Origin of the sequence: Winslowiella iniecta (genome assembly GCF_001267535.1) — a bacterium.
GTDB classification, from domain to species: Bacteria; Pseudomonadota; Gammaproteobacteria; order Enterobacterales; family Enterobacteriaceae; genus Erwinia; species Erwinia iniecta.
Genome location: NZ_JRXE01000015.1, coordinates 90,128 through 113,662 on the forward strand (window position 1 = coordinate 90,128; position 23,535 = coordinate 113,662).

Consider the following 23,535-nt stretch of genomic DNA (forward strand, 5'->3'; position numbering starts at 1 on the left):
AGTGAACGGCCTTTCTTGTTTATTCAGCGACATTCGCGCAATCAGGCGGTCAATTTAACGGGCTGATCGGTGAAATGCTCCGCCGGGACTAAGCCCAGTTCCATACCCGCCAGTAACTCTTTCAGACGTTCATGGAAGTTACGCAGCGTCTCTTCCAGCTTCTGATTATTTTCTTTACCTTTGATTGCCGTCGGCTTCCAGTTGCCTTCTTTGTCGAACAGACCAAAATGGTACTCATAGGTAAAGCGATCGGATTGCGCCTCTAACTCCATCCACCAGCCCCAGAATTCACGCTCTTCCGGTGCGGGTTTAACATTGACGCAAACTGCCAGACAGTCGAAGAAAAAGCGATCGTTATCGCATTTATTCTCGCGGATATACGGACCCAGAGCAGCGAAACGTTTCATGAGTCGGCTTTTCGGGTGTCCACTCGGTAACGTCATGGTTTAAACCTCCATTGGTGAAGCCACAGTTTTAGCAAACTGTTGAATAATAGCAACTCATCTCGCTAAACGCCTGGCGAGCCAGTCACAAATTTGCTGCAACGCCGCGTCGAAGTTCTTCAGAACCGGCGAGAAGGTGATCGGCAGCAGTTTTCCATCAGCGGAAGAGCTGGCAATTAAGCGCGAATCCTCTGCCGGGCTAAACGGATCGTTTTCCCAGTAGCCCGACAGCATTGGCGTCGGCGTGCGGCGTCCCAGCAATCCTTGCGTTTTTAATGAATAGCGGCTCAGTTCAGTGCGCAGCGAGGAATCATCGGCGTTAGCCATGCCGAGGCGACTGGCGAGCATATCCATATACATAGCTGGCACCGCGTCCTGGCGCTGCGCATCGGTCAACAGACTGTGCACCACCGGCCCGAGACAGGCCACCGCGCGCAGTCGAGACGATTCCAGATAGGCCAGCCGCACCGCCACGTTAGCGCCAAAGCGATAACCAAAGACGGCGACGCGGGTATGATCGATCCACGGAATATTTTCCAGCCCACGCAGCACGTGCTGATGCAGAAAACTGGTGTCCTGCGTCAGCTTGCATTTCGCCGAAAAACCGACCGACGGCATATCCAGCGTCAGCATCGCGATGCCGCGCGGCGCGAGATAATCGTGGAAAAAACGATAGTAATCCGTTTGTAAGGTGTCGAGGCCGCCACACATAATCACCGTCGGATACGGTGCCGACGCCTGTTTCGGCATATGCAGAAATCCGGCAACGGCGCTGCCACCAGGAATGGCAAACTCCAGCTCTTTCAGTTCGCCAGCCAGTCGTGGCGTCGCCTCTTCATACGCGCGATTTGCCAGAGTTTGCGCCTGTTCAGCCAGCTCATCCCCTTTGATATGCGGATATCCGGCAATGCTGTACAGATTGGCGGCATGCAGCCAGCACTCGCCGGCTTCGACGTCATCGCTGGCCTCCATGGCTTTTTGCTGCCACAGCGCTGCCTGCTTTGACCACTCGTAAATCCAGTTGCCACCACGATAGCCAATCACCGTATCAAGATACTTCTCGTTGGTGTGTTCAACTTCGCTCACGGCGATACGCGCCAGCACTTCGCTGATCTCCTGCAACGGTAAACCGCGCCATGCCCACATCAGGCGGTTGATCATGCGATACCAGCCAGCATGGCTTTCACCGTCCAGCGTTGAATGCACATCGGATGTGGGGTGATGGCGGCGTTTTACCAGCGAGGAAGTTTCAGGATGCTTAAAGCGTGGTTTAAACAGTTCTTCACTGAGATTTTTCGGAGTCATTATGACGCTTTCCTTCCTGCACGGCGTGACGGAAGAACAGTTTAGCGCAGTGACAGTCGACGCGACAGGCATAAACAACAACGCCCGGTAAAACCGGGCGTTGTATTAATGTCGATCACTAAAGGGGGGGATTAACCTTTAACGATTGGCGGGATGTAGACCACGCCCATATCCCAGGGCTGCTCGATCCAGGTGTCCTGCGGGATATCGACGACATAATCGTCCACCAGCGGGCGACCCGCTGGTTTCGCGAAGATGGTGACAAAGCGCGCTTTAGGATACATATCACGGATCGCCTGCGCGGTGCCGCCGGTATCGACCAGGTCGTCAATCACGATAAAGCCTTCGCCATCGCCTTCTGCGCGTTTCAGCACTTTCATTTCGCGCTGATTGTCATGGTCGTAACTGGAGATACACACGGTATCAACGTAACGGATGCACAGTTCGCGGGCTAACAAGGAGGCAGGAACCAGACCGCCGCGGCTGACCGCGATGATGCCTTTCCATTGTTCCACAGGAAGCAGGCGCTGAGCCAGTTTACGGGCATGGATCTGTAACATGTCCCAGGTGACGACGTATTTTTCGCTCATAAAAGGAATCCCGGCCAACTATCTTGGCTTAAAAAGTATGCAGTGGGAAAAAGGTTGCGCGAGATTATAAGGATATGAAGCACTAAAAACCAGCACCTGTGCTGCTGGTTGGAGCTTTTTGCCGCGCCTGATTGCGCAAGCCCCGGTAAACGGTGGTATTCTCTGGCTTATCACGTCAGATTCGCTGACGGCGATCTTTTACTGGAAACTTTGCGACGCACCGGGTTAGCCGGTTGCCGAAACAGGAGACTTATCGTGTCTGAACTGTCTCAACTATCACCACAGCCACTGTGGGATATTTTTGCCAAAATCTGCTCTATCCCGCATCCCTCTTATCATGAAGAAGCGCTGGCCGAACATATTCTGTCGTGGGCTAAAGAGAAAGGCTTCTGGGTCGACCGCGATAACGTGGGCAATATTCTGATCCGTAAACCGGCAACGCCGGGGATGGAAAACCGCAAGCCGGTGGCGTTACAGGCGCACCTGGATATGGTGCCACAGAAAAATAATGACACGGTGCACGACTTTACTAAAGATCCGATTCAGCCATGGGTTGACGGCGAGTGGGTAAAAGCGCGCGGCACCACGCTGGGTGCGGATAACGGTATCGGCATGGCTTCTGCGCTGGCAGTGCTGGCCGACGACAGCGTTGAACACGGCCCGCTGGAAGTGCTGCTGACCATGACCGAAGAAGCCGGAATGGACGGTGCTTTTGGTCTGCAGGCTGGCTGGATGCAAGCCGATATCCTGATCAATACCGATTCCGAAGAGGAAGGTGAAATCTATATGGGCTGCGCAGGCGGCATCGATTTCATCACGACTCTGTCCGTTGAGCGCGAAGCAATTCCGGCAGGTTTTGAAACGCTGAAGTTAACGGTCAAAGGCCTGAAGGGCGGCCACTCCGGTTGCGACATTCATGTCGGCCTTGGTAACGCCAACAAACTGCTGGCACGTTTCCTTGCCACTCAGAAAGCGCTGGATCTGCGTCTGATCGACTTTACCGGTGGTACGCTGCGTAACGCGATTCCGCGTGAAGCCGTTGCCACGCTGGCGGTTGCTGCGGATCACGTCGATGCGCTGAAAGCCGCCGCGACCGGTTTCCTCGCCACGCTGCAAAATGAGCTCAGCGCCAAAGAGAAGAACGTCAATGTGCTGGTTGAACCGCTGGCCAGCGAAACTCAGGCGCTGACCAACAGCAGCCGTGACCGTTTCCTGGCGCTGCTGAACAGCACGCCAAATGGCGTAATTCGTCACTCCGATGTGATGAAAGGCGTGGTGGAAACCTCACTGAATGTCGGTGTGGTGTCGATCAATGATAACGAAGCTGAAATCATCTGCCTGATTCGCTCACTGATCGACAGCGGTAAAGATTACGTGGTGGAAATGCTGACTTCCCTCGGTGAACTGGCCGGTGCGAAAACCGCACCAAAAGGCGGTTATCCGGGCTGGCAGCCTGATGCCAGCTCGCCAGTGATGGCGCTGGTGCGTGAAACCTATGAGAAGCTGTTTAACCGCACGCCGAACATTCAGGTGATTCACGCCGGTCTGGAATGTGGTCTGTTTAAGAAGCCTTATCCGGAAATGGATATGGTTTCTATCGGGCCGACCATTACCGGTCCACATTCGCCAGATGAGCAAGTGCATATCGAAAGCGTTGGCCTGTACTGGAAACTGCTGACCGAACTGCTGCGCGTCATTCCGGCGAAATAAACACGACCAGGGGCGGCGAAAACGCCGCCTTAACGATTATTTCAGCTGACTTAACGCCTGCTCGACACCTGCACCGTAGGCCTCATCGACCTGTTTAAATAGCGCAATCTGACGTTGTTGAATAAACTCCGGCACCTGACACAGCTCACCCGCGATACGCTGGAACATCCGCTGATGCTCGTCGTCACTCAGCAGATTAAACAGCGCGCGTGGTTGCGAGAAGTCATCTTCATCTTCGCGATAATTCCAGTGATCGGCTGCACCTTCCAGCGACAGTGGCGGTTCACTAAAGTCCGGCTGCTCCTGGAAGACGTTAAAACTGTTTGGCTCGTAAGTCGCACCATTACCGCTGTTGCCGTCAATGCGCATCGCACCATCGCGGTGATAATTATGGAACGGGCAGCGCGGCGCATTTACCGGAATCTGATGATGATTCACCCCTAAACGGTAACGATGTGCATCACCATAAGAGAACAGACGCCCTTGCAACATGCGGTCTGGCGAGAAGCCAATACCCGGTACCACATTTGCCGGACTCATTGCCACCTGTTCAACCTCGGCAAAGTAATTATCCGGGTTACGGTTCAGTTCAAACTCACCCACCTCAATCAGCGGATAATCACCGTGTGGCCACACTTTCGTCAGGTCAAAAGGGTTATAGAGGGTTTGTGATGCTTCGGCTTCCGGCATGACCTGGATATAGAACTTCCAGCGCGGGAAATCACCGGCTTCGATAGCGTCATACAGATCGCGTTGTGAACTCTCACGATCTTTACCGATTAACTGCTCCGCTTCCTCGTCCATCAGGTTCTGAATGCCTTGCTGGCACTTCATATGGAATTTAACCCAGAATCGTTCCTGCTGATCGTTGATAAAGCTATAGGTATGACTACCAAAACCGTGGATGTGTCGGTAAGAGTGAGGCAATCCGCGATCGCTAAAGTCGATGGTCAGCTGATGCAGTGATTCCGGTAGTTGAGAGAAGAAATCCCATTTGTAAGTCGGATTACGCAAATTGGTGCGCGGGTCGCGTTTCACCACGTGGTTCAGATCGGGGAACTTCAGCGGATCGCGCAGGTAAAATACCGGCGTGTTATTGCCGACCAGATCCCAGTTCCCCTCTTCGGTGTAAAACTTCAGTGAAAAGCCACGAATATCTCGTTCTGCATCGGCACCGCCACGTTCACCGGCGACGGTTGAGAAACGAATAAACAGGTCGGTTTTTTTGCCGATCTCAGAGAAGATCTTTGCGCGGGTAAAGCGGGTGACATCATGGGTGACAGTGAAGGTGCCATAAGCGCCGGAACCTTTCGCGTGCATGCGACGCTCGGGAATCACTTCGCGGTCAAAATGTGCCAGCTTTTCCAGAAACCAGACGTCCTGTAACAGCATTGGGCCGCGTCGTCCGGCGGTCATCGAATTATTATTATGGGCGACCGGCGCGCCAGCAGCGGTGGTGAGGCCTTTTTTGCTCATTGCGGTTTCTCTCTTATGAATAAAACGGAGAAAGGTTTACATTATGTAATCCTGATAATTAATGGGATTGCTAAGTATCAGTTCTATTGTCCGCTCGGACCTTGATCTCTGGCAATCTGGCAAAAACTATCACTGCTATTTATGAAACGGATGCGGCAAAAAGAGCATACCGTTGTTTTTAAAGCCCCAACAACAATTGCCGCTCTAACTGCGGGTCAAGCAACGTCACATGCACACCGACCAGCCGCACGCCACGCCCACCGCGCCGGTCGTCCCAGGTCTTCTTTGCCAGCTCGATAAGATCGTCTTTATTCAGCACCGGCCAGACATGCTCCTGAGTCGTCAACTGGAAATCATTAAACTTCAGCTTTACGCCCTGCCGGGCAATATGCCGATCCGGTTTAATCGCCGTCAGCCGACGCTCCAGCTCATCATACAAATAATCGAGGATTTTCAGACACTCTTCCCAGCTATGAATATCTTCCGAAAGCGTGCGCTCAACGCCCAGCGACTTACGTTCGCGCTCGGTAATCACTTCGCGATCGTCAATACCGTTACTGCGCTCCCACAGCACCCGACCAAATTTACCGAAGCGCTTTAACAGCATTGCCAGATCGCTTTTTTGTACATCGGCGCAGCTGTACAACCCCTGCTCTTCCAGCTTTTTTGCCGTCACTTTGCCCACTCCCGGAATTTTCACCAGCGGCAAGGTGTGTAAAAAACCCGGCATCTGTTCCGGCGTAATCACAAACTGGCCGTCTGGCTTATTCAGATCCGAGGCAATTTTGGCGAGGAATTTAATCGGCGCGATACCGGCTGAGGCGGTAAGATTCAGCTCACGCTTGATAGTTTGCCGAATTTCTCGCGCCATTAATGTCGCCGAGCCGTGGCAATGTTCACTGTCAGTGACATCCAGATAAGCCTCATCCAGCGAAAGCGGTTCAATTAATGTGGTATAGCGCGAGAAGATTTCGCGAATATGGCTGGAAGCCGCTTTATAGGCGTCAAACCGGCCAGGAATGACTTTCAGATGCGGGCAGAGTTTCAGCGCCATGGCGGTAGACATCGCGCTGTGCACGCCATATTTACGCGCCGGATAGTTGGCTGTGCTGATCACGCCGCGCTGTTTCTGGCTGCCGCCAATAGCAATCGGGATATCACGCAAAGCAGGATTGTCGCGCATTTCGACCGCAGCGAAAAAGCAGTCCATATCGACGTGAATGATTTTACGCATATCCCCCTCCGGCATCACTGGATAAGTATACAGTTAAAAAACCAGGATTCAAGTGGGGTAAATGACCGTGTCATCGGCCACAATGCCCGCCACAAAGGGGATTCGTCTCGCAGTTATCAGGATTAATCTCGGTCAGCATCTTGATAAAAAAACAGACAATGTTAATGTTGCGCTGCGATAGCGGACTTTTCCGATAATGCATGTATCAGGCGTCGCCAGACGTCGCATTTCAACCCCTCTATTTCAAGGGAAACCGAATGGGCAAAATCGCACTGCTGTTTGCGATGATTTTTATGCCAGCCGTCAGCATGGCCATCGTACCTGAACCTGTTCAGCCGCTGGCTCCGGTAAGCAAAGAGTTAAAGAAACAATTAATCGGCACGCCGGTTTATCTGCAAATCTTCAAAGAAGAGCGGACGCTGGAACTGTATGGAAAAATCGGCAACGAATATCGTCTGCTGGACAGCTATCGCATCTGCAATTTTTCCGGTGGTCTTGGCCCGAAACAGCGCCAGGGCGACTTTAAAAGCCCGGAGGGTTTCTACACCGTTACCCAGCGCCAGTTAAAACCTGACAGCCGTTTCTATCGCGCCATCAATATTGGCTTCCCTAATGAGTACGATCGTCAGCAGGGTTATGACGGTAAATATCTGATGATTCATGGTGATTGCGTGTCGGTCGGCTGTTATGCGATGACTAACGCCTATATGGATGAGATTTTTACTTACGTCAACGCCGCACTGCGTAATGGTCAGTCAGAAATCAGCGTCAGTATTTATCCGTTCCGCATGACGGAAAGTAATATGCAGCGCCATCGTAACTCTTATTTTGCGGCGTTCTGGAAGCAGTTGCAGCCGGGATATGCGTGGTTTGTTGAGCATCGCCAGCCGCCAAATGTCAGCGTGAATTCCGGCAAATATGTGCTGAATGGCAGCCCGGTAATGAACGACCAGTCAGCACCTGCGGGATCACTCTTCGCGCTCACCAAGACAAAATAGCACCCACTCTCCGGGTTCAATTTTGTTCCAGGTCTCATTGCCGGTTAGCGGCTGCGTTGCTATCACCGTGACCACGTCATTTGGCGTGGTCTGCTTCTGAAAATCAATTTCCACATCCTGATCGAGCAGTTTGGCTTTGCCAAACGGCGCACGACGGGTGATCCAGAACAGATTGGTCGAGCAGAACGCCATCAGATAACGGCCATCCGACAGCAGCATATTAAATACGCCCTTCTCACGCAGTTCCGCCGCCAGCTCAGCAATATAACGAAATACCGCTGGCCAGTTACCCGGCGTACGCGGATAACGGCTGGTCAACTTATGCAGCAACCAGCAAAATGCCTTCTCACTGTCGGTCTCACCAATCGGGCGAAACTGGCCGGTTTCCAGCCCGCGATAGCCTTTCAGCTGGCCATTATGGGCATAGGTCCAGTTGCGCCCCCACACCTCACGGGTAAACGGATGGGTATTTTCCAGCGAGACTTCCCCCCGGTTGGCCTGGCGAATATGCGCCACCACCGAGTGTGATTTTATCGGGTATTCCTGCACCAGCCGCGCAATCGGCGAATTAAAGCTCGGCTGCGGATCTTTAAATGTGCGGCAGCCTTTACCTTCGTAAAAGGTAATACCCCAGCCGTCTTTATGCGGCCCGGTTCCACCACCACGCTGCACCAGACCGGTAAAGCTAAAGCAGATGTCCGTTGGGACGTTAGCGCTCATCCCGAGCAGTTCGCACATAGTGATGACCTCGAAAATCAGTAAATTCCCCCGCTCACGGGGGAAAAGCGTGGCTTACTTGACCATCTCTTTTTCAATTAACAGGATCAGGATATGAATCACTTTAATGTGAATTTCCTGAATACGGTCAGCATAGCCGAAATGCGGCACGCGAATTTCCACGTCTGCCGAGCCATCCATTTTACCGCCGTCTTTGCCGGTCAGGGTGATCACTTTCATCCCCTGCGCACGTGCCGCTTCAATCGCTTTCATCACGTTCGCTGAGTTGCCAGAGGTCGAGATACCCAGCAGCACATCGCCGCTGCGGCCTACCGCTTCAATATAGCGTGAGAACACGAAGTCATAACCAAAGTCGTTGCTGACGCAGGAGATATGGCTGACGTCCGAAATGGCAATCGCCGGATAGCCCGGACGGTTGTCGCGATAACGGCCGGTCAGCTCTTCCGCGAAGTGCATGGCATCACAATGTGAACCGCCATTACCGCAGGAAAGCACTTTGCCGCCAGCTTTAAAGGCGTCCGCCAGCAGCACCGCTGCGCGCTGAATGGCATGAATGTTGGCATCGTCGCTCAGAAATTTATTAAGGGTATCGGCAGCTTCATTTAGCTCTGAACGAATAATATCCTGGTACATAGGGATGTCCTTTGGAGGAAAGAGAGTCAGCGCCAAGTTTACCGGAATGGGGGGTAAGCGAAAAGCATCGCGCAGCACAAGCGATAGCTTTGACTTTTAATGCGGTCGGAGTGTGAGCCAGGTTGTAGTTATTATGTAAACACATTGCTAACAATCATGATCTGCTCTAAACCTGTAGTAACGGTTTCAACAGGTCAGACCTCTTACTACTTACGGAGCGGTTCATTATGATGGTTCTCAGTATTATCGCGACGATTGTGCTGACAGGCGCACTCTTCTATCACCGCGTAAATCTGATGCTCAGTAGCGTGATTCTGCTGGTGTGGACGGCTGCCATGGCGCTGTTATCCCTCTGGACACCCTGGCTACTGGTGCCGCTGGCGCTTATTCTGCTGCCCTTCAACGTGCTGTCGATACGCCGGGCGATGTTCTCTAAACCGATGCTGCAAACTTTCCAGAAAGTGATGCCGCCGATGTCGCGCACTGAAAAAGAAGCGATTGATGCCGGGACTACCTGGTGGGAAGGCGATCTGTTTCGCGGCAATCCTGACTGGGAAAAACTGCACAACTATCCGCAGCCGCGCCTGACCGAAGCCGAGCAGGCATTCCTCGATGGCCCGGTATCCGAAGCCTGCCGTATGGCCAATGACTTCCGGATCACCCATGAAATGGCCGATTTGCCGCCGGAACTGTGGGCGTATTTGAAAGAGCATCGCTTCTTCGCCATGATTATCAAAAAAGAGTACGGCGGGCTGGCGTTTTCCGCTTACGCCCAGGCGCAAGTGCTGCAAAAACTGGCCGGGGTCTCGGGAATTCTGGCGATTACCGTCGGCGTACCTAACTCACTCGGCCCGGGCGAACTGCTGCAACATTACGGCACCGAGGAGCAGAAAGATCATTATCTGCCGCGTCTGGCGCGCGGTGAGGAGATCCCTTGCTTTGCGCTGACCAGCCCGGAAGCAGGCTCCGATGCCGGTGCGATTCCCGATAGCGGCGTGGTCTGTATGGGCGACTGGCAAGGTCAGCAGGTGTTAGGTATGCGCCTGACCTGGAACAAGCGCTATATTACGCTGGCTCCGATTGCGACCGTACTCGGACTGGCGTTTAAACTGTCTGACCCGGAACATCTGCTGGGTGACATTGAAGAATTGGGCATTACCTGTGCGCTGATCCCAACCAGCACCCCAGGTGTGGAAATTGGCCGTCGCCACTTCCCGCTTAACGTACCGTTCCAGAACGGCCCGACGCAAGGCCGGGATATTTTTGTGCCGATTGATTACATCATTGGCGGGCCAAAGATGGCCGGTCAGGGCTGGCGCATGCTGGTGGAATGTCTCTCTGTCGGACGCGGCATTACCCTGCCGTCCAACTCTACCGGCAGCTTAAAAACCATCGCGCTGGCGATTGGTGCTTACGCGCATATTCGTCGCCAGTTCAAACTGCCGATCGGTAAAATGGAAGGGATTGAAGAGCCATTAGCGCGTATCGCCGGGAATGCTTATGTGATGGACGCGGCGGCCTCGCTGATTACTTACGGCATTGTGCTGGGAGAAAAACCGGCGGTGCTGTCGGCTATTGTCAAATATCACTGTACCCATCGCGGTCAGCGCGCCATCGTCGATGCGATGGATATTGCGGGCGGTAAAGGCATTATGCTCGGTAACAGCAACTTCCTCGCCCGCGCTTATCAGGGCGCACCGATTGCGATTACCGTTGAAGGTGCCAATATTCTCACCCGCAGCATGATTATCTTTGGTCAGGGCGCGATTCGCTGCCATCCGTATGTATTGCAGGAGATGGCGGCGGCGCAGAACAATGACGTTAATGCCTTTGATCACGCACTGTTCAGCCATATTGGTCATGTTGGCAGTAATAATGTCCGCAGCCTGTGGCTGGGGCTGACCGGCGGTCGCACCAGTCAATCCCCTACCCGCGATGCGACCCGTCGCTACTATCAGCATCTGAACCGTATCAGTGCCAACCTGGCGTTGCTGTCGGATATTTCGATGTCGGTGCTGGGCGGCAGCCTGAAACGTCGTGAGCGTATTTCTGCGCGACTGGGCGATATTCTCAGCCAGCTGTATCTGGCTTCGGCGGCGCTGAAACGCTATGAAGATGAAGGTCGTAATGAAGCCGATCTGCCGCTGGTGCACTGGGGCGTGCAGGATGCGCTGAATCAGGCTGAGATCGCTATCGACGACTTGCTGCGCAACTTCCCGAATCGTCTGGTGGCGGGTGTGCTGCGCGTGGTGATTTTCCCGACCGGTCGTCACTGTCGTGCGCCGTCTGACCGCCTCGATCATCAACTGGCGCGGATTCTGCAACTGCCGTCGGCCACCCGCAGCCGTTTAGGCCGTGGACAGTATCTGACGCCGGGCGAACATAATCCGGCGGGCCAGCTGGAAGAAGCGTTGCAGGATGTGATGGCGGCGGAAGTGATTCATGATCGTCTGTGCAAACAGCTGAAGAAAAACCTGTCGTTCACCCGGCTGGATAAACTGGCAACCCGCGGTTTGCAGGAAGGCTGGATCAGCGAACAGGAAGCGCAAATACTCAGTCGTGCTGAAGAGAGCCGTCTGCGTTCGATTAACGTCGACGACTTCGAGGCTGATGCGCTGGCCACTCAACCACGAAAGGAAGAAAAACCGGCAAGGAAGATTGAGGCGGCGTAGATCATTCGTTTTGGGCGGCGTTGTCGCCGCCCATAATGATTTGCATCGCGATTAACCGTTCTGACGAATACGCGCAATCAACGCATCAATATCCTGCACATGCGGTGCCGCCAGGATCAGCGTTTTACCTAAGCTGATGGCATGACGTAAACACTCTTCACGCATCGGCTGATGGTCAATTTTTTTGATATCCGCGACCTGAGAAATGCCGACGGTGCGACGAATCAGCTCGGTTCCACAGAAACCAATCGTGTCCTGCAATACCTTCTGTAAAAACGCCTCGCCATATCCCGGATACGCCAGCGCCTGGTCGCGGGTTTTCTCTGCCGCCAGTGCCAGGAAACGTCCGGCAAACGCTTGCCACACTTCACGTACATCGGTTAAGCGCTGCTCGCGGCCATCGGCGGCTTCACGTGCAGCCAGCAGACCCGGCAATGCGCAGTAGTTAATCAGCAGATTGCCTAATGCAGTACCGACGTCAAACCCAATTGGGCCATAGAACCCAAACTCGGCATCAATCGCTTTCAGGCTGTCTTGCGTTACAAAAATCGAACCGCTGTGGATATCCCCGTGCAGCAGCGCTTCCGCCTGCGACAGAAAACGGTGTTTCAGCCCGGCGACGGCAATTTTCAGCTCGGCATCATCCCGCAGCGTGGCAACGAACTCTTCCAGCTCCGGCGGATACGCATTACGTTCATGCACCTGGTAAGGATCGTTAAAGAACAGATCCTCGGTCATTTCGCACAGCTCGGGATTGGTAAAACGGATCACATCCGCTTTTTTCGCATGCGGATGCTGGAAAAAGTCAGAGGTATGGAACAGCGTCTGTGCCAGATATTCACCCAGCTGGCGGGAAGCCTGTGAGAAGTAGCTGCCTTTAACCAGCTCGCCGCGCCAGATAGCGTGGTCCGAGAGATCTTCCATCACCATCACCGCTAAGTCGGTGTCGTAATGGAGAATTTTGACGGTGTGCTGCGGGCAGAAACTGCCGTGCACCTGCAGCGTTTCCGCTTCCAGCCGCGCACGGTCCAGCGTCAGCGGCCAGGACTCCCCCACGCAGCGCACATAAGGCAGCGCCTGCTTAACGATAATCCGGCTCTGTCCGGCGTTATCGAAAATCTTAAATACCAGGTTGAGGTTACCATCGCCAATTTCCTGTGCGTCCACCAGCGAAGCGGGATCGCTCAGACCGCCAAATTGTCGGGCATATTCCACAGCATCGGTGGCAGTGAACGTACGGTATTGCGACATTGCCTTCTTCCTCTCGAAACTTTTTATACTTTTATAATCAGAACAAGCCGTTCAGACGTCTATACTTCCGCTTTGCATGTTGGCACAATATACCGCACTAACGCAACAGGGATTTCAACCACATGCAGACACTCAGCACTACCAGCTTACAAGTCCGTGATAATCAACTTTGGATCCTTGATCAGCAGGCGCTGCCACAACAAAAAATCTGGTGCCCGACGCCCGACGTGGCCACGCTGGTCGGCCATATCAAGGCGCTGCGCGTGCGTGGCGCACCGTTAATCGGCCTGTCTGCCAGCCTGCTGCTGGCACTGCTGGCTGAAAACGGGATGCCGCAAGCCCGGCTGGCTGACGCGCTGGAGGTGTTGCGTGCCTCGCGGCCGACGGCGGTGAATCTGATGAATAACCTCGATCGCATGAAACTGGCGCTGGCGCAGGAGAATTTCGTTACTGCCCTTACTTTCGAAGCACTACGCCTGGTGGAAGAGGATAAAGCGCTGTGCAACAGTATTGCCGAAGCCGGTAACGCGCTGATTAAACCCGGCAGCCGCCTGCTGACCCACTGCAATACCGGCGGTCTGGCTACCGCCGGGGTCGGCACGGCGTTAGGCGTCATCGCGCTGGCCCATCAGCAGGGTAAAGTGGCGAACATCTGGGTCGATGAAACCCGTCCGCTGTTGCAAGGTGGCCGTCTCACCGCCTGGGAGCTAGGTGAGCTGGGTGTGCCTTACCAGCTGATTTGTGATTCGATGGCCGCCAGCCTGATGGCGCAACAGCAGGTTGATGCAATTTGGGTCGGAGCTGACCGCATTGCCGCTAACGGCGATGTGGCGAATAAGATTGGTACTTACAGCCTTGCAGTGCTGGCGCACTATCACGGCATCCCGTTTTATGTCGCGGCACCGCATACTACGCTCGACCGCCATTGTCCGAATGGCGCAGCGATTCCGATTGAGCAGCGTGATGCGCGTGAAGTCACCGGGGTCGCCGGGCGTTTTGGTGATGTACAGTGGGCACCCGACAATGCCCGCGTCTATAACCCGGCATTTGATGTCACCCCGGCTGCGTTGATCAGCGGCTGGGTGCTGGATACCGGCGTGGTCACCCCTGCGCAGGTTGCTGGCGGGATTTTCCAGCCACGCGTTTAAACGCAGCATGGGCGGCGACAACGCCGCCCCAAAATTAAGGCAGGCGCGGATAAGCGTCGGCAATATCGTCGCCGGTGAAATTGGCGATCCAGCCTTCGGCATTATCGAAAATACGAATCGCGGTAAAGTGCGGTGAAGAGCCCATATCAAACCAGTGTGGCGTTCCGGCCGGCACTGAGATCAGATCGTTCTTCTCACACAGGATCTGGTAGATCTTACCGTCGAGATGCAGGCAGAACAGCCCGGCACCCTCAACAAAAAAACGCACTTCATCTTCGCCGTGGGTATGCTCGGAGAGAAACTTGCTGCGCAGCACCTCTTTCTGCGGGTTATCGGCACGCATGCTGATCACATCCCAGCTCTGATAACCTTTCTCCGCCACCAGACGATCGATCGCATGCTGATAAGCGTTGATCACCGTTTCGGCATCCGGATTGTCGCCCAGATCGCGATCGGCTTCCCAGCGCTCAAAGCGTACCTCTTTGGCGTTCAGCTGCTGACGAATTTCTTCGGCATCAGTGCTGTGCCACACCGGCTGCGTGGCTTCGGTATCGGTAAATATAGTCAGTGCACTCATAAGGAAAACAGCTCCAGGTTAATCTGATCAAAACGGTTTACCTGACGATGGATGCTTTCTGCATCTGCCTCGCCGCGAATTAATTGCACGGTGTGCCAGCCTGCCTGCTGTGCGGCATCCAGTTCCTGATGGATATCGGATAAGAACAGCAGTTCACTGGCAGGAAGATCGATCTGGCTGGCGATATTACGATAGGAGTCAACTTCGCGCTTGGCGCCGACATGCGTATCGAAATAGCCGCTGAATAACGCAGTAATATCACCTTCGTCGCTGTAGCCAAATAACAATTTCTGCGCAGCAACCGAACCGGATGAATAAACGTACAGCGAAACGCCCTGTGATTGCCACTGCTTAAATGACGGCAACACGTCCGGATAAAGATGGCCACTAAAATCGCCATTCAGGTAGCCATCACGCCAGATCATGCCTTGCAGGGCTTTCAGTGCGGTAGATTTACGATCTTCATCCATAAAGGTAAACAGCGTTTCCGTCAGCTGATCAATGTTGGCCTCGGGCTGAGCGATCTCCTGTCGTAGATCGTCCAGCGTGCGGCTGACTGCGGGCTGATGCTGGTTCTCTGCAAGATAACGTTGCAGATGCTGACGGGCATAAGGAAACAGGACGTTATGGACAAAGCGAATATCGCTGGTGGTGCCTTCAATGTCAGTGACAATCGCGCGAATCATTTGGCCTCCAGCAGACGGCGTTGCATCTCACATAAGAACAGAAACTCCAGTCCTTCAAGGTGGCGCTTCGCCTCGTTAACGTCTTTTCCCCAGCAGGTCAGACCGTGGCCGCGCAGCAAGAAGCCGTAGCGCAGCGGGGTATGCTGAGCAAACTGCTCAATACGTTTTGCCAGGCCGTCAATATCCTGATCGTTATCGAACAGCGCAATCGACACGCTGTCGAGATGCGACTGCTGCCCGGCAAGCGTTTTCTGCATTTCATAACCCTGTAGTACCAGCGCCGCGTCCTTCTCTACCCGTGACAGCACGGTAGAGTTAACGGTATGCGTATGCAACACCGCGCCCGCGTCAGGGAACAGGCGATAGATCAAGGTATGCAGGCCGGTTTCCGCCGACGGCTTACGCCCGGATGGCACCTGGTTAGTGGCGATCTCCACCTGGATAAAATCATCACTTGTCAGGCTGCCTTTATCCTTGCCTGACTCACTGAGTAAACAGGTGTTTTCATCCTGGCGAACAGACATATTGCCACCGGTTGCTGGTGCCCAACCTTTGGCACCAATCCAGTGACAAGCTTCAACCAGTTGGTCCAATTGCGCTAAAACCGTCATACCTTTCCTTATTTGTCAGGGAGTTGCGGTAGTACATTTTTTAATGTTTAGACGTCTAAGCGTCTTGATTGCCAAATCTTATCACCGTGTTATATTGGCAGCAATACACCTCAAAGACATCCGTTCGAAAGGTCAATCATTTATGAGTCAGACACCCTTGATTCCCGAAAGCAAACTTCCGTCACTCGGCACCACTATTTTCTCGCAAATGAGCGCGCTGGCGCAGCAGTATCAGGCGATTAACCTGTCGCAGGGTTTTCCTGATTTCGACGGCCCACGCTATTTGCAGGAGCGACTGGCTCACCACGTCAGCCAGGGCGCTAACCAGTATGCACCAATGACCGGTGTACAGCCGTTGCGCGAAGCGATTGCCGATAAAACTGCGGAGCTTTACGGTCACAAACCCGATGCCAATGGCGATATCACCGTCACCGCCGGGGCGACTGAAGCACTGTATGCCGCCATTACCGCGCTGGTGAGGTCCGGCGATGAAGTGATCTGCTTCGACCCAAGTTACGACAGCTATGCGCCTGCGGTCACACTGGCCGGTGGCGTGATGAAACGTATCGCGCTGCAACCCCCCGGATTCAAGGTTGACTGGCAACAGTTTGCCTCGCTGCTGTCGGAACGTACCCGGCTGGTGATCCTCAACACGCCGCATAACCCTTCCGCCAGCGTCTGGCTGAAAAATGATTTTGCCGCATTGTGGGAAGCGATCGCTGAGCAGGAAATCTACGTGCTGAGCGATGAAGTGTACGAGCACATCTGCTTTGCCGCCGAGGGTCATGCCAGTGTGCTGGCTCATCCGCAGTTGCGTCAGCGCGCGGTTGCCGTCTCCTCGTTCGGTAAAACCTTTCATATGACCGGCTGGAAAGTGGGTTACTGCATCGCACCCGCGGCAATCAGCGCGGAAATCCGCAAAGTGCATCAGTATCTGACCTTTGCGGTCAATACCCCGGCTCAGCTGGCCATTGCCGATATGCTACGTGCCGAGCCGGAGCACTATCGCGAGCTGCCTGAGTTCTACCGTGCGCGTCGTGATCGCTTTATACAGGCGCTGGCTAACAGCCGTCTGGAGATTCTGCCATGCGAAGGTACTTACTTCTTACTGGCCGATTACAGCGCCATTTCCGATCTTGATGACGTCAGTTTCTGCCAGTGGCTGACCAAAGAAGTGGGCGTGGCGGCGATCCCGCTGTCGGTATTCTGCGCCGATGCTTTCCCACATAAACTGATCCGCCTGTGCTTCGCCAAACAGGAAGCCACGCTGGACGCAGCTGCGGAGCGACTGTGTCAACTTTAAAACTGACGCTGCTACAGCAGCCACTGGTCTGGATGGATGGCGAAGCGAATCTGCGCCACTTCGATACCCTGCTGGCCGGGATCAAACAGCGCGATCTGATTATTCTGCCGGAGATGTTCACCACCGGTTTCGCCATGGAGGCCGCGCAACAATCACTGCCGCAGGCGCGGGTGCTTGAATGGCTACAGGCGCATGCTAAAGCGACCAACGCAATGATTGGCGGCAGCGCGGCCATTCAGACCATGAAAGGGGCCGTTAATCGTTTCCTGCTGGTGGAGCCGAACGGCACCCTGCACAGCTATGATAAACGTCATCTGTTCCGTATGGCGGATGAACACGATCACTATCTGGCCGGCGAACGCCGCGAGATCGTTGAATGGCGCGGCTGGCGCATTCTGCCACAAATCTGTTACGACCTGCGTTTTCCGGTGTTCTCTCGTAATCAGAACGATTATGACCTGGCGTTATATGTCGCCAACTGGCCAGCCCCCCGTGCGCTGCACTGGCAGTCGCTGCTGCTGGCGCGCGCCATTGAGAATCAGGCGTATGTAGCGGGCTGTAACCGGGTGGGAAGTGACGGTAATCATCATCAGTACAGCGGCGATAGCTGTATTATCAGCCCACAAGGTGAAGTGCTCGCCGTGGCCGAGCCGTATCAGCCTGCGCGACTGGACGCGGAGCTGTCGCTGGAAAATTTACGCGAATACCGCGAAAAATTTCCAGCGTGGCGCGATGCCGATGCCTTTCGTTTATAAATAAATTATTTGGCAGGGAGCATGCTCCCTGCACATTAGTTATTATTGACCTGCTTACTGCATCTGCCCCGGTTATACGGTAATAAATAGCACAACGGTTGCCCAAAGGGGTGAGGACATCTGATGCCTATTTTCCGAAAATAATAATGAATCACACTAAAACAAGGCTTATAGTTTATTACCATATTATATTGCCGCGTGCTTTCCATTATTTCTTCCGCTGGTTTTGGCCTGTATATTTATTGCTACCGGGCAATTATGTCAATAAATCGCCCCACTGCAAACCTTCCAACCTTAGCTGTTAGCTGAACAGGCAAGCAACGCCAACTAAAATATCCACCTTAAATTTCAATCAGAAAAGCCTTAGAGTGACAGAAAAGGTCAGTAATAATGGACAGGAATCGGAGGAAATAAAGCGATTAATGCCACACAGTGGCAAAATTGATTGGAATTTATTTAGCCATTAATATAACAACGACGAGTAATTACCGGTGAAAATTGCGGAAATTCGCACCGGTAAGGGTAAATTAAGAACGCACCCGGATGGCTTCGCCGCGCTTCAGGCAATTAAACAGAATATTCAGGCTGACAGAAACCAGGCAAGCAGCGCTAATCCCGGAGTGGAACAGTGTGCGTACCCAGCCAGGGAATTGGTCATAAAAAGCCGGCATCACAATCGGGATCATACCGAAGGCAATCGACGTCGCGACAATCACCAGATTCATATTGTCCTTATAATCAACTTTCGCCAGGGTGCGAATACCACTGGCCGCCACGGTACCAAACAGCACCACGCCAGCCCCACCGAGCACTGGCATTGGAATACAGGCCACCACCCGACCCAGCACCGGCAGCAAGCCGAGAATAACTAAAATCATTCCGCCCGCCGCCACCACAAAACGGCTTTTAATACCGGTCATCGCCACCAGCCCGATATTCTGCGCAAAGGCACTCTGCGGAAAAGAGTTAAACAGCGGTGCCAGCGCGCTGGTCAGCATATCGGCGCGTAGCCCGCTGGCAATGCGTTTGCCGTCGATATCCGTTTCAACGATTTCACTGACGGCAATCAGTCCGGCAGTGGTTTCGGTTAACAGCACCAGCACAATTAACAGCATCGACAGGATGGCGGCGAGATCAAATACCGGCAGGCCAAAACTCATCACACCCGGCAGCGCCAGAAATTCGCCCTGCATCACCGCTGAGAAATCGGTTTTGCCGCTAACTACCGCAAACAGCGTTCCCACCAGCATCGCCAGCAATATCGCCAGCCGTTTTAATCCACCGTTGCCGAGCTTATTCAGCAACAGGATCACCGCCAGTGTCAGTGCCGCCAGTCCAATATTTGACGGTGCCCCCCAGTCGGCGGCTTTTGCATTGCCCCCCATCGCCCAGCGTGCTGCCACCGGCATTAACGACAGGCCAATAATGGTGATCACCGTACCGGTCACCACCGGCGGAAAAAACCGGATAATATGCGCGAAGAACGGCGCAATCAGCAGCCCAATCAGCGAAGACGCGATTATCGCGCCAAATACCACCGGTAGCCCACCGCCCGCACTGACAATCGTGACCATGGTTGCCACACCGGCAAAAGAGACGCCCTGCACCAGCGGCAATCGCGAGCCAAAGCCGGGGAGACCTAACGCCTGCAACATCGTAGCAAAGCCACTGACAAACAGCGCAGCGGTCACCAGCATGCCAATATCGCTGGCTGGCAGGCCAGCGGCCGAGCCAATAATCAGTGGTGGTGCAATAATGCCACCGTACATGGTCAATACATGTTGCAGTCCCCAGGCAAAGGTTTTCCCTGCCGGGTAACGCGTATCTTCTGGCCTGACGCGAGTGAGACTCATGGTGGATGACCTCAGCTTAACTGTAGCGATGATTAGCGCGGGCGACGCTCTCGCCGCCCCTGGGATGAATTGTCGGCGTTACGAACCGCGATAGGTGGACCACGACCACGGCGAAATCAGAAACGGCAGGTGATAGTGGCTGCCGCCAGCCGGAATAATGAAATCAATTTGCGCAGTGATATACAGCGCATCGCGCCCGCCGGCGGCAAAATAGTCACCAATTGCCGCCGTCAGCCGGTAGTGACCTGTAGCCAGTGGCTCCGGAGTGAGATCTTTAATGCGTCCGTCACTGTCGGTCTGGCCTTGCGCCACCGGTTGCCAGCGATCTGCATGCTGCTGCTCCAGCGTAATCGCCACGCCGCTGGCCGGTTGGCCGAGCGCGGTATCAAGAACGTGCGTCGTAATCGTACTCATTGAAAACTCTCCCGAAGCCGTAGCTGGGTGATTTCTCGCAGCTGGATTAAGGCTTCCTGCTGCTCCTGTTGGGGATCATTCGCCAGCCGGCGATGCAGTTCCGCCAGCATCTGTTCACCGCTACGCCCTTTGGCGCGAATCAGAAACACCTGGCCAAAGCGCTGTTCATACGCGGCGTTGCCGCTGCGCAACGCCTGTTTCAGCTGTGAATTATCATTATCGACGGCTGACTGCTCGTTGCGTGACAGCGTCGCCTCTTTGCCTTCGCCATCCGCACGCTCGCCGATGCGCGGATGGGCTGAGAGCGCCTGAGTCAGATCGGCGCTGTCCCAGCGGCTGGCAAGCGTATCGGCATAATCCAGTAACGCATCCAGAGAAGAATAAGGACGTGCCACCACCAGCGCTGTACGCCAGTCAGGGATTGCCACGCAGTGAGCGAGGGTCGCCTCGGCGTCGGCGGCACTGAGTTGGTTGAAGTGGTTGAGGTTCATTGTTCGTCCTTGTGCAAATCATCGGCATGAGCGGCGAGAACGTCGCCTTTACAGGCCACATCGTGCACCACTTGCAGATAAGCCTGGATCGCTTTGGCGACATCACGGCTGGTCACCGACTCTGCCGGATGATGACTGATTCCGCGATCGCAACGTACAAACAGCATGCCGACCGGCCAGCGTTCGGCGATAGCAATCGCGTCGTGCCCGGCACCGCTTGGCAGCGATAAGCTGCGGCCCTGCACCTGGGTTACCGCCTGCGTCAGCGCCGACTGCAACTGTGCATCGCAGCGGGTCGCGCCAATGCGGTAGTACTCTTCAGCATGAAATGTCAGGCCACGACGCAGCGCAATGGCTTCGGCCTGGGTCAGCAACGCAGAGAGCAACCCGGCGAGCGGCTGGTCTTCCGGCCCGCGCACATCCAGCGTCAGATCGACCTCGCCGGGAATCACATTCACCGCGCCTGGCGAACATTGCAGAGTGCCAACGGTCGCGACCAGCTGGGGATGATGCTCCGGCGTGCTGGCTTCGATATACAGCATCCACTCGGCAGCAGCGGCCAGCGCATCTTTACGGTGATTCATCGGCACGGTACCGGCATGACCGGCTTCGCCGGTAAAACGGCAATTGAGCCGACGCGCACCGTTAATCGCGGTCACCACACCGAGCGCCAGATCGGCCTGCTCCAGGCACGGCCCCTGCTCAATATGCAGCTCCAGATAGGCGACGATGGAGCTGACTTCACGTGCCGCTTGCGAAATAGTCGCGGCATCCAGCCCGACATCGGCCATCGCTTCGGCCACGGTAATACTGTTACCGTCCGGATGCGACACCCAGCTTTGCGGCCAGCTGCCGGTGAGGCCACGGCTGCCCAGCAGGGTAATGCCAAAACGCGTCCCCTCTTCATCACCAAACCCGACAATCTCAATGGCCAGCGGTAAACGCAGCTGATGGTGATGCAGATACTGTACGGTTTCGATGGCGGTCAGCACGCCAAGCATGCCGTCATAGCGGCCAGCGTTACGCACCGTATCGAGATGCGAACCCAGCAGCAACGCAGGTGCGCCAGGCTGTGCCGCTTCGTAACGACCGCAAATATTGCCGACGCTGTCCTGCCAGACCTGCATGCCTGCCGCCTTCATCCACTCGCCCACCCGCGCGTTGGCACGCATATGTTCCGGCGACAGATAGACGCGCGTCAGTTTACCGGCGGTCTCGCTGATTTCAGCCAGCGCATCGCAGCGCGCCATCACCCGGCTGGCCGCCAGCCCGGCATCGCTTGCACTCATCAGGCAGTCACTCATCAGCGGCTCCCGTTGCTGTAGCGATCCCATGCCGCCTGCATGGCCGCGCCCTGCGTGGTTTTAAAGCCGAGGTGATTCAGCACCGCTTCCAGCGCCGCCAGCGTTTGCAACACGCAATCTTTACGCGCGTTATAGCCCATGGTGCCGATACGCCATACCTTGCCGACCAGCGGGCCAAACGAGGTGCCGATTTCAATGCCGAAATCTTCCAGCATCAGCTTACGCGCCAGATCGCCATTCACCCCTTGCGGGATCACCACGCCCAGCACGTTATTCATCTTGTGCGACAGATCGCCAAAGGTTTCCAGCCCCATCCCCTGAATACCGGCCAGCATCGCGTCACCGTGCAATTTATGGCGGGCAATGCCGTTATCCAGCCCTTCTTCGAGGATCAGACGCGCGCACTCGCGCGCACCAAACAGCGCAGTCGTCGCTTCGGTGTGGTGATTCAGGCGTTCCGGCCCCCAGTAATCCATGATCATGCCGAGATCAAAATAGTTGGACCAGATCATCTCATCGTCGCCATTCTGATGGTCGGCGGTGCGGATCCCCTCCTCAACACATTTACGTTTGCGGATCACCGCTTCCATCTGCGGGCTAAGGGTGATCGGCGAGGTGCCGGACGGGCCGCCGAGACACTTCTGCATACCGGCCGATACCGCATCCAGCCCCCAGGCATCGGTTTCCAGCGGATTACCGCCGAATGAGGCGGTGGCATCGGTATAGAACAGCACGCCATATTTGCGGCAAATCTCACCGAGATTTTCCAGCGGCTGTAGCATGGTGGTTGAGGTATCGCCCTGCACCGTCAGCAGCAGGCGCGGACGGACGCGCTTAATCGCATCTTCAATCTGATCCGGGGTAAACACTTCCCCCCAGGGGACCTCGATGGTGTGTACTTCTGCGCGGCAGCGGCGGGCAATTTCACATAACAGATGACCAAAACGGCCAAATACCGGTACCAGCACTTTGTCGCCAGGACGGATCGCCGACAGCAGGATCGCTTCAATACCCGCGCGCGACGTGCCATCAATCAGCAGGGTCCACTGGTTTTCGGTGCGGAATACCGCGCGATACAGCGCCATCACCTCATTCATATAGTGCGTCATTGCCGGGTCGTACTGGCCAATCAACTGGCTCGACATCGCCCGCAGCACGCGGGGATCGGCGTTAATCGGGCCAGGCCCCATCAGCAGACGCTGTGGCGGATTGATTTGTGGGCAGTGAGTGATGTCCATATTAGGTTCCTTATTGAATGTTCCTGATGCGTTAGCTCAGACCGCGCACCGAGGAGATAAACTGTTTTAATTCGGCTGTTTGTGGGTCAGCGAACACCTTGCGGC

General features: G+C 54.9%; 22 protein-coding genes. 6 read left to right on the forward strand and 16 right to left on the reverse strand.

Annotation, left to right across the window (positions count from 1 at the left end):
• Positions 1–41 precede the first annotated feature (41 nt).
• From crl to gpt, 3 genes are all read right to left on the reverse strand, one after another.
• On the reverse strand, positions 42–443 hold the full coding sequence (gene crl, locus NG42_RS12130; protein ID WP_052899675.1) for a sigma factor-binding protein Crl: 402 nt from the start codon (positions 441–443) through the stop codon (positions 42–44).
• Between the two features lie 57 nt (positions 444–500).
• Positions 501–1,748 (reverse strand): esterase FrsA, encoded by a 1,248-nt coding sequence (gene frsA, locus NG42_RS12135; protein ID WP_052899677.1) that lies wholly within the window; start codon positions 1,746–1,748, stop codon positions 501–503.
• Between the two features lie 131 nt (positions 1,749–1,879).
• Positions 1,880–2,338: a xanthine phosphoribosyltransferase gene (gpt, locus tag NG42_RS12140; protein ID WP_052899679.1), complete on the reverse strand. Its 459-nt coding sequence runs from the start codon at positions 2,336–2,338 to the stop codon at positions 1,880–1,882.
• Between the two features lie 255 nt (positions 2,339–2,593).
• Here gpt and pepD point away from each other — a divergent pair, with 255 nt between their 5' ends.
• Positions 2,594–4,048, forward strand: coding sequence for a beta-Ala-His dipeptidase (pepD, locus tag NG42_RS12145; RefSeq protein WP_052899681.1), 1,455 nt, complete (start codon positions 2,594–2,596; stop codon positions 4,046–4,048).
• Positions 4,049–4,084: 36 nt separating this feature from the next.
• Here pepD and NG42_RS12150 read toward each other — a convergent pair whose 3' ends face one another.
• Positions 4,085–5,524, reverse strand: coding sequence for a catalase (locus NG42_RS12150; protein WP_052899683.1), 1,440 nt, complete (start codon positions 5,522–5,524; stop codon positions 4,085–4,087).
• A gap of 178 nt (positions 5,525–5,702) precedes the next feature.
• On the reverse strand, positions 5,703–6,758 hold the full coding sequence (gene dinB, locus NG42_RS12155; RefSeq protein ID WP_052899685.1) for a DNA polymerase IV: 1,056 nt from the start codon (positions 6,756–6,758) through the stop codon (positions 5,703–5,705).
• A 257-nt stretch (positions 6,759–7,015) separates the two neighbouring features.
• On the opposite strand from dinB, the gene dpaA reads away from it, so the two are divergent.
• A complete protein-coding gene (dpaA, locus tag NG42_RS12160; RefSeq protein ID WP_052899687.1) occupies positions 7,016–7,756 on the forward strand; it encodes a peptidoglycan meso-diaminopimelic acid protein amidase in 741 nt (246 codons plus the stop codon).
• Here dpaA and NG42_RS12165 read toward each other — a convergent pair.
• Positions 7,727–8,494 carry a class II glutamine amidotransferase gene (locus NG42_RS12165; protein WP_052899689.1) on the reverse strand — a complete coding sequence of 256 codons (768 nt, stop codon included), beginning with the start codon at positions 8,492–8,494 and terminating at the stop codon, positions 7,727–7,729. The two genes, dpaA and NG42_RS12165, sit on opposite strands and share 30 nt — an antisense overlap.
• Before the next feature lie 54 nt (positions 8,495–8,548).
• Entirely contained in the window at positions 8,549–9,127 is a 579-nt protein-coding gene (gene lpcA / locus NG42_RS12170) for a D-sedoheptulose 7-phosphate isomerase (protein ID WP_052899691.1), read from the reverse strand.
• A gap of 227 nt (positions 9,128–9,354) precedes the next feature.
• Here lpcA and fadE point away from each other — a divergent pair, with 227 nt between their 5' ends.
• On the forward strand, positions 9,355–11,799 hold the full coding sequence (gene fadE / locus NG42_RS12175; protein WP_052899693.1) for an acyl-CoA dehydrogenase FadE: 2,445 nt from the start codon (positions 9,355–9,357) through the stop codon (positions 11,797–11,799).
• Between the two features lie 51 nt (positions 11,800–11,850).
• Here the strand turns inward: fadE and mtnK are convergent, their stop codons facing one another.
• Positions 11,851–13,050: an S-methyl-5-thioribose kinase gene (mtnK, locus tag NG42_RS12180; protein ID WP_052899695.1), complete on the reverse strand. Its 1,200-nt coding sequence runs from the start codon at positions 13,048–13,050 to the stop codon at positions 11,851–11,853.
• A 122-nt stretch (positions 13,051–13,172) separates the two neighbouring features.
• On the opposite strand from mtnK, the gene mtnA reads away from it, so the two are divergent.
• Positions 13,173–14,198 carry an S-methyl-5-thioribose-1-phosphate isomerase gene (mtnA, locus tag NG42_RS12185; RefSeq protein WP_052899697.1) on the forward strand — a complete coding sequence of 342 codons (1,026 nt, stop codon included), beginning with the start codon at positions 13,173–13,175 and terminating at the stop codon, positions 14,196–14,198.
• 34 nt (positions 14,199–14,232) lie between these two features.
• Here mtnA and NG42_RS12190 read toward each other — a convergent pair whose 3' ends face one another.
• Genes NG42_RS12190 through NG42_RS12200 form a run of 3 tightly spaced genes read right to left on the reverse strand, consistent with a single transcriptional unit; the run spans position 14,233 to position 16,072 of the window.
• Positions 14,233–14,775: a 1,2-dihydroxy-3-keto-5-methylthiopentene dioxygenase gene (locus NG42_RS12190; protein ID WP_052899699.1), complete on the reverse strand. Its 543-nt coding sequence runs from the start codon at positions 14,773–14,775 to the stop codon at positions 14,233–14,235.
• A complete protein-coding gene (mtnC, locus tag NG42_RS12195) occupies positions 14,772–15,461 on the reverse strand; it encodes an acireductone synthase (RefSeq protein WP_052899701.1) in 690 nt (229 codons plus the stop codon). The genes NG42_RS12190 and mtnC overlap by 4 nt, the downstream gene beginning before the upstream one ends.
• Positions 15,458–16,072: a methylthioribulose 1-phosphate dehydratase gene (locus NG42_RS12200; RefSeq protein WP_052899703.1), complete on the reverse strand. Its 615-nt coding sequence runs from the start codon at positions 16,070–16,072 to the stop codon at positions 15,458–15,460. Before NG42_RS12200 ends, mtnC begins: the two co-directional genes overlap by 4 nt.
• A gap of 142 nt (positions 16,073–16,214) precedes the next feature.
• On the opposite strand from NG42_RS12200, the gene NG42_RS12205 reads away from it, so the two are divergent.
• Positions 16,215–17,375 carry a pyridoxal phosphate-dependent aminotransferase gene (locus tag NG42_RS12205; RefSeq protein WP_052899705.1) on the forward strand — a complete coding sequence of 387 codons (1,161 nt, stop codon included), beginning with the start codon at positions 16,215–16,217 and terminating at the stop codon, positions 17,373–17,375.
• On the forward strand, positions 17,363–18,130 hold the full coding sequence (locus NG42_RS12210; protein WP_052899707.1) for an amidohydrolase: 768 nt from the start codon (positions 17,363–17,365) through the stop codon (positions 18,128–18,130). Before NG42_RS12205 ends, NG42_RS12210 begins: the two co-directional genes overlap by 13 nt.
• 527 nt (positions 18,131–18,657) lie before the next feature.
• Here NG42_RS12210 and NG42_RS12215 read toward each other — a convergent pair.
• The 5 genes from NG42_RS12215 to NG42_RS12235 all read right to left on the reverse strand — a co-directional run bounded on the left by NG42_RS12215 (position 18,658) and on the right by NG42_RS12235 (position 23,430).
• Positions 18,658–19,983, reverse strand: coding sequence for a nucleobase:cation symporter-2 family protein (locus NG42_RS12215; RefSeq protein ID WP_052899709.1), 1,326 nt, complete (start codon positions 19,981–19,983; stop codon positions 18,658–18,660).
• A gap of 78 nt (positions 19,984–20,061) precedes the next feature.
• Positions 20,062–20,397, reverse strand: a complete 336-nt coding sequence (uraH, locus tag NG42_RS12220) for a hydroxyisourate hydrolase (RefSeq protein ID WP_052899711.1) — start codon at positions 20,395–20,397, stop codon at positions 20,062–20,064.
• The gene (uraD, locus tag NG42_RS12225; RefSeq protein ID WP_052899713.1) at positions 20,394–20,888 is read right to left on the reverse strand and encodes a 2-oxo-4-hydroxy-4-carboxy-5-ureidoimidazoline decarboxylase; all 495 of its coding nucleotides are present in this window, start codon (positions 20,886–20,888) and stop codon (positions 20,394–20,396) included. The genes uraH and uraD overlap by 4 nt, the downstream gene beginning before the upstream one ends.
• On the reverse strand, positions 20,885–22,192 hold the full coding sequence (gene hpxK / locus NG42_RS12230) for an allantoate amidohydrolase (RefSeq protein WP_053115756.1): 1,308 nt from the start codon (positions 22,190–22,192) through the stop codon (positions 20,885–20,887). The genes uraD and hpxK overlap by 4 nt, the downstream gene beginning before the upstream one ends.
• Complete coding sequence (locus NG42_RS12235) at positions 22,192–23,430, reverse strand: pyridoxal-phosphate-dependent aminotransferase family protein (protein WP_052899715.1); 1,239 nt, start codon at positions 23,428–23,430, stop codon at positions 22,192–22,194. The genes hpxK and NG42_RS12235 overlap by 1 nt, the downstream gene beginning before the upstream one ends.
• Positions 23,431–23,535 lie beyond the last annotated feature (105 nt).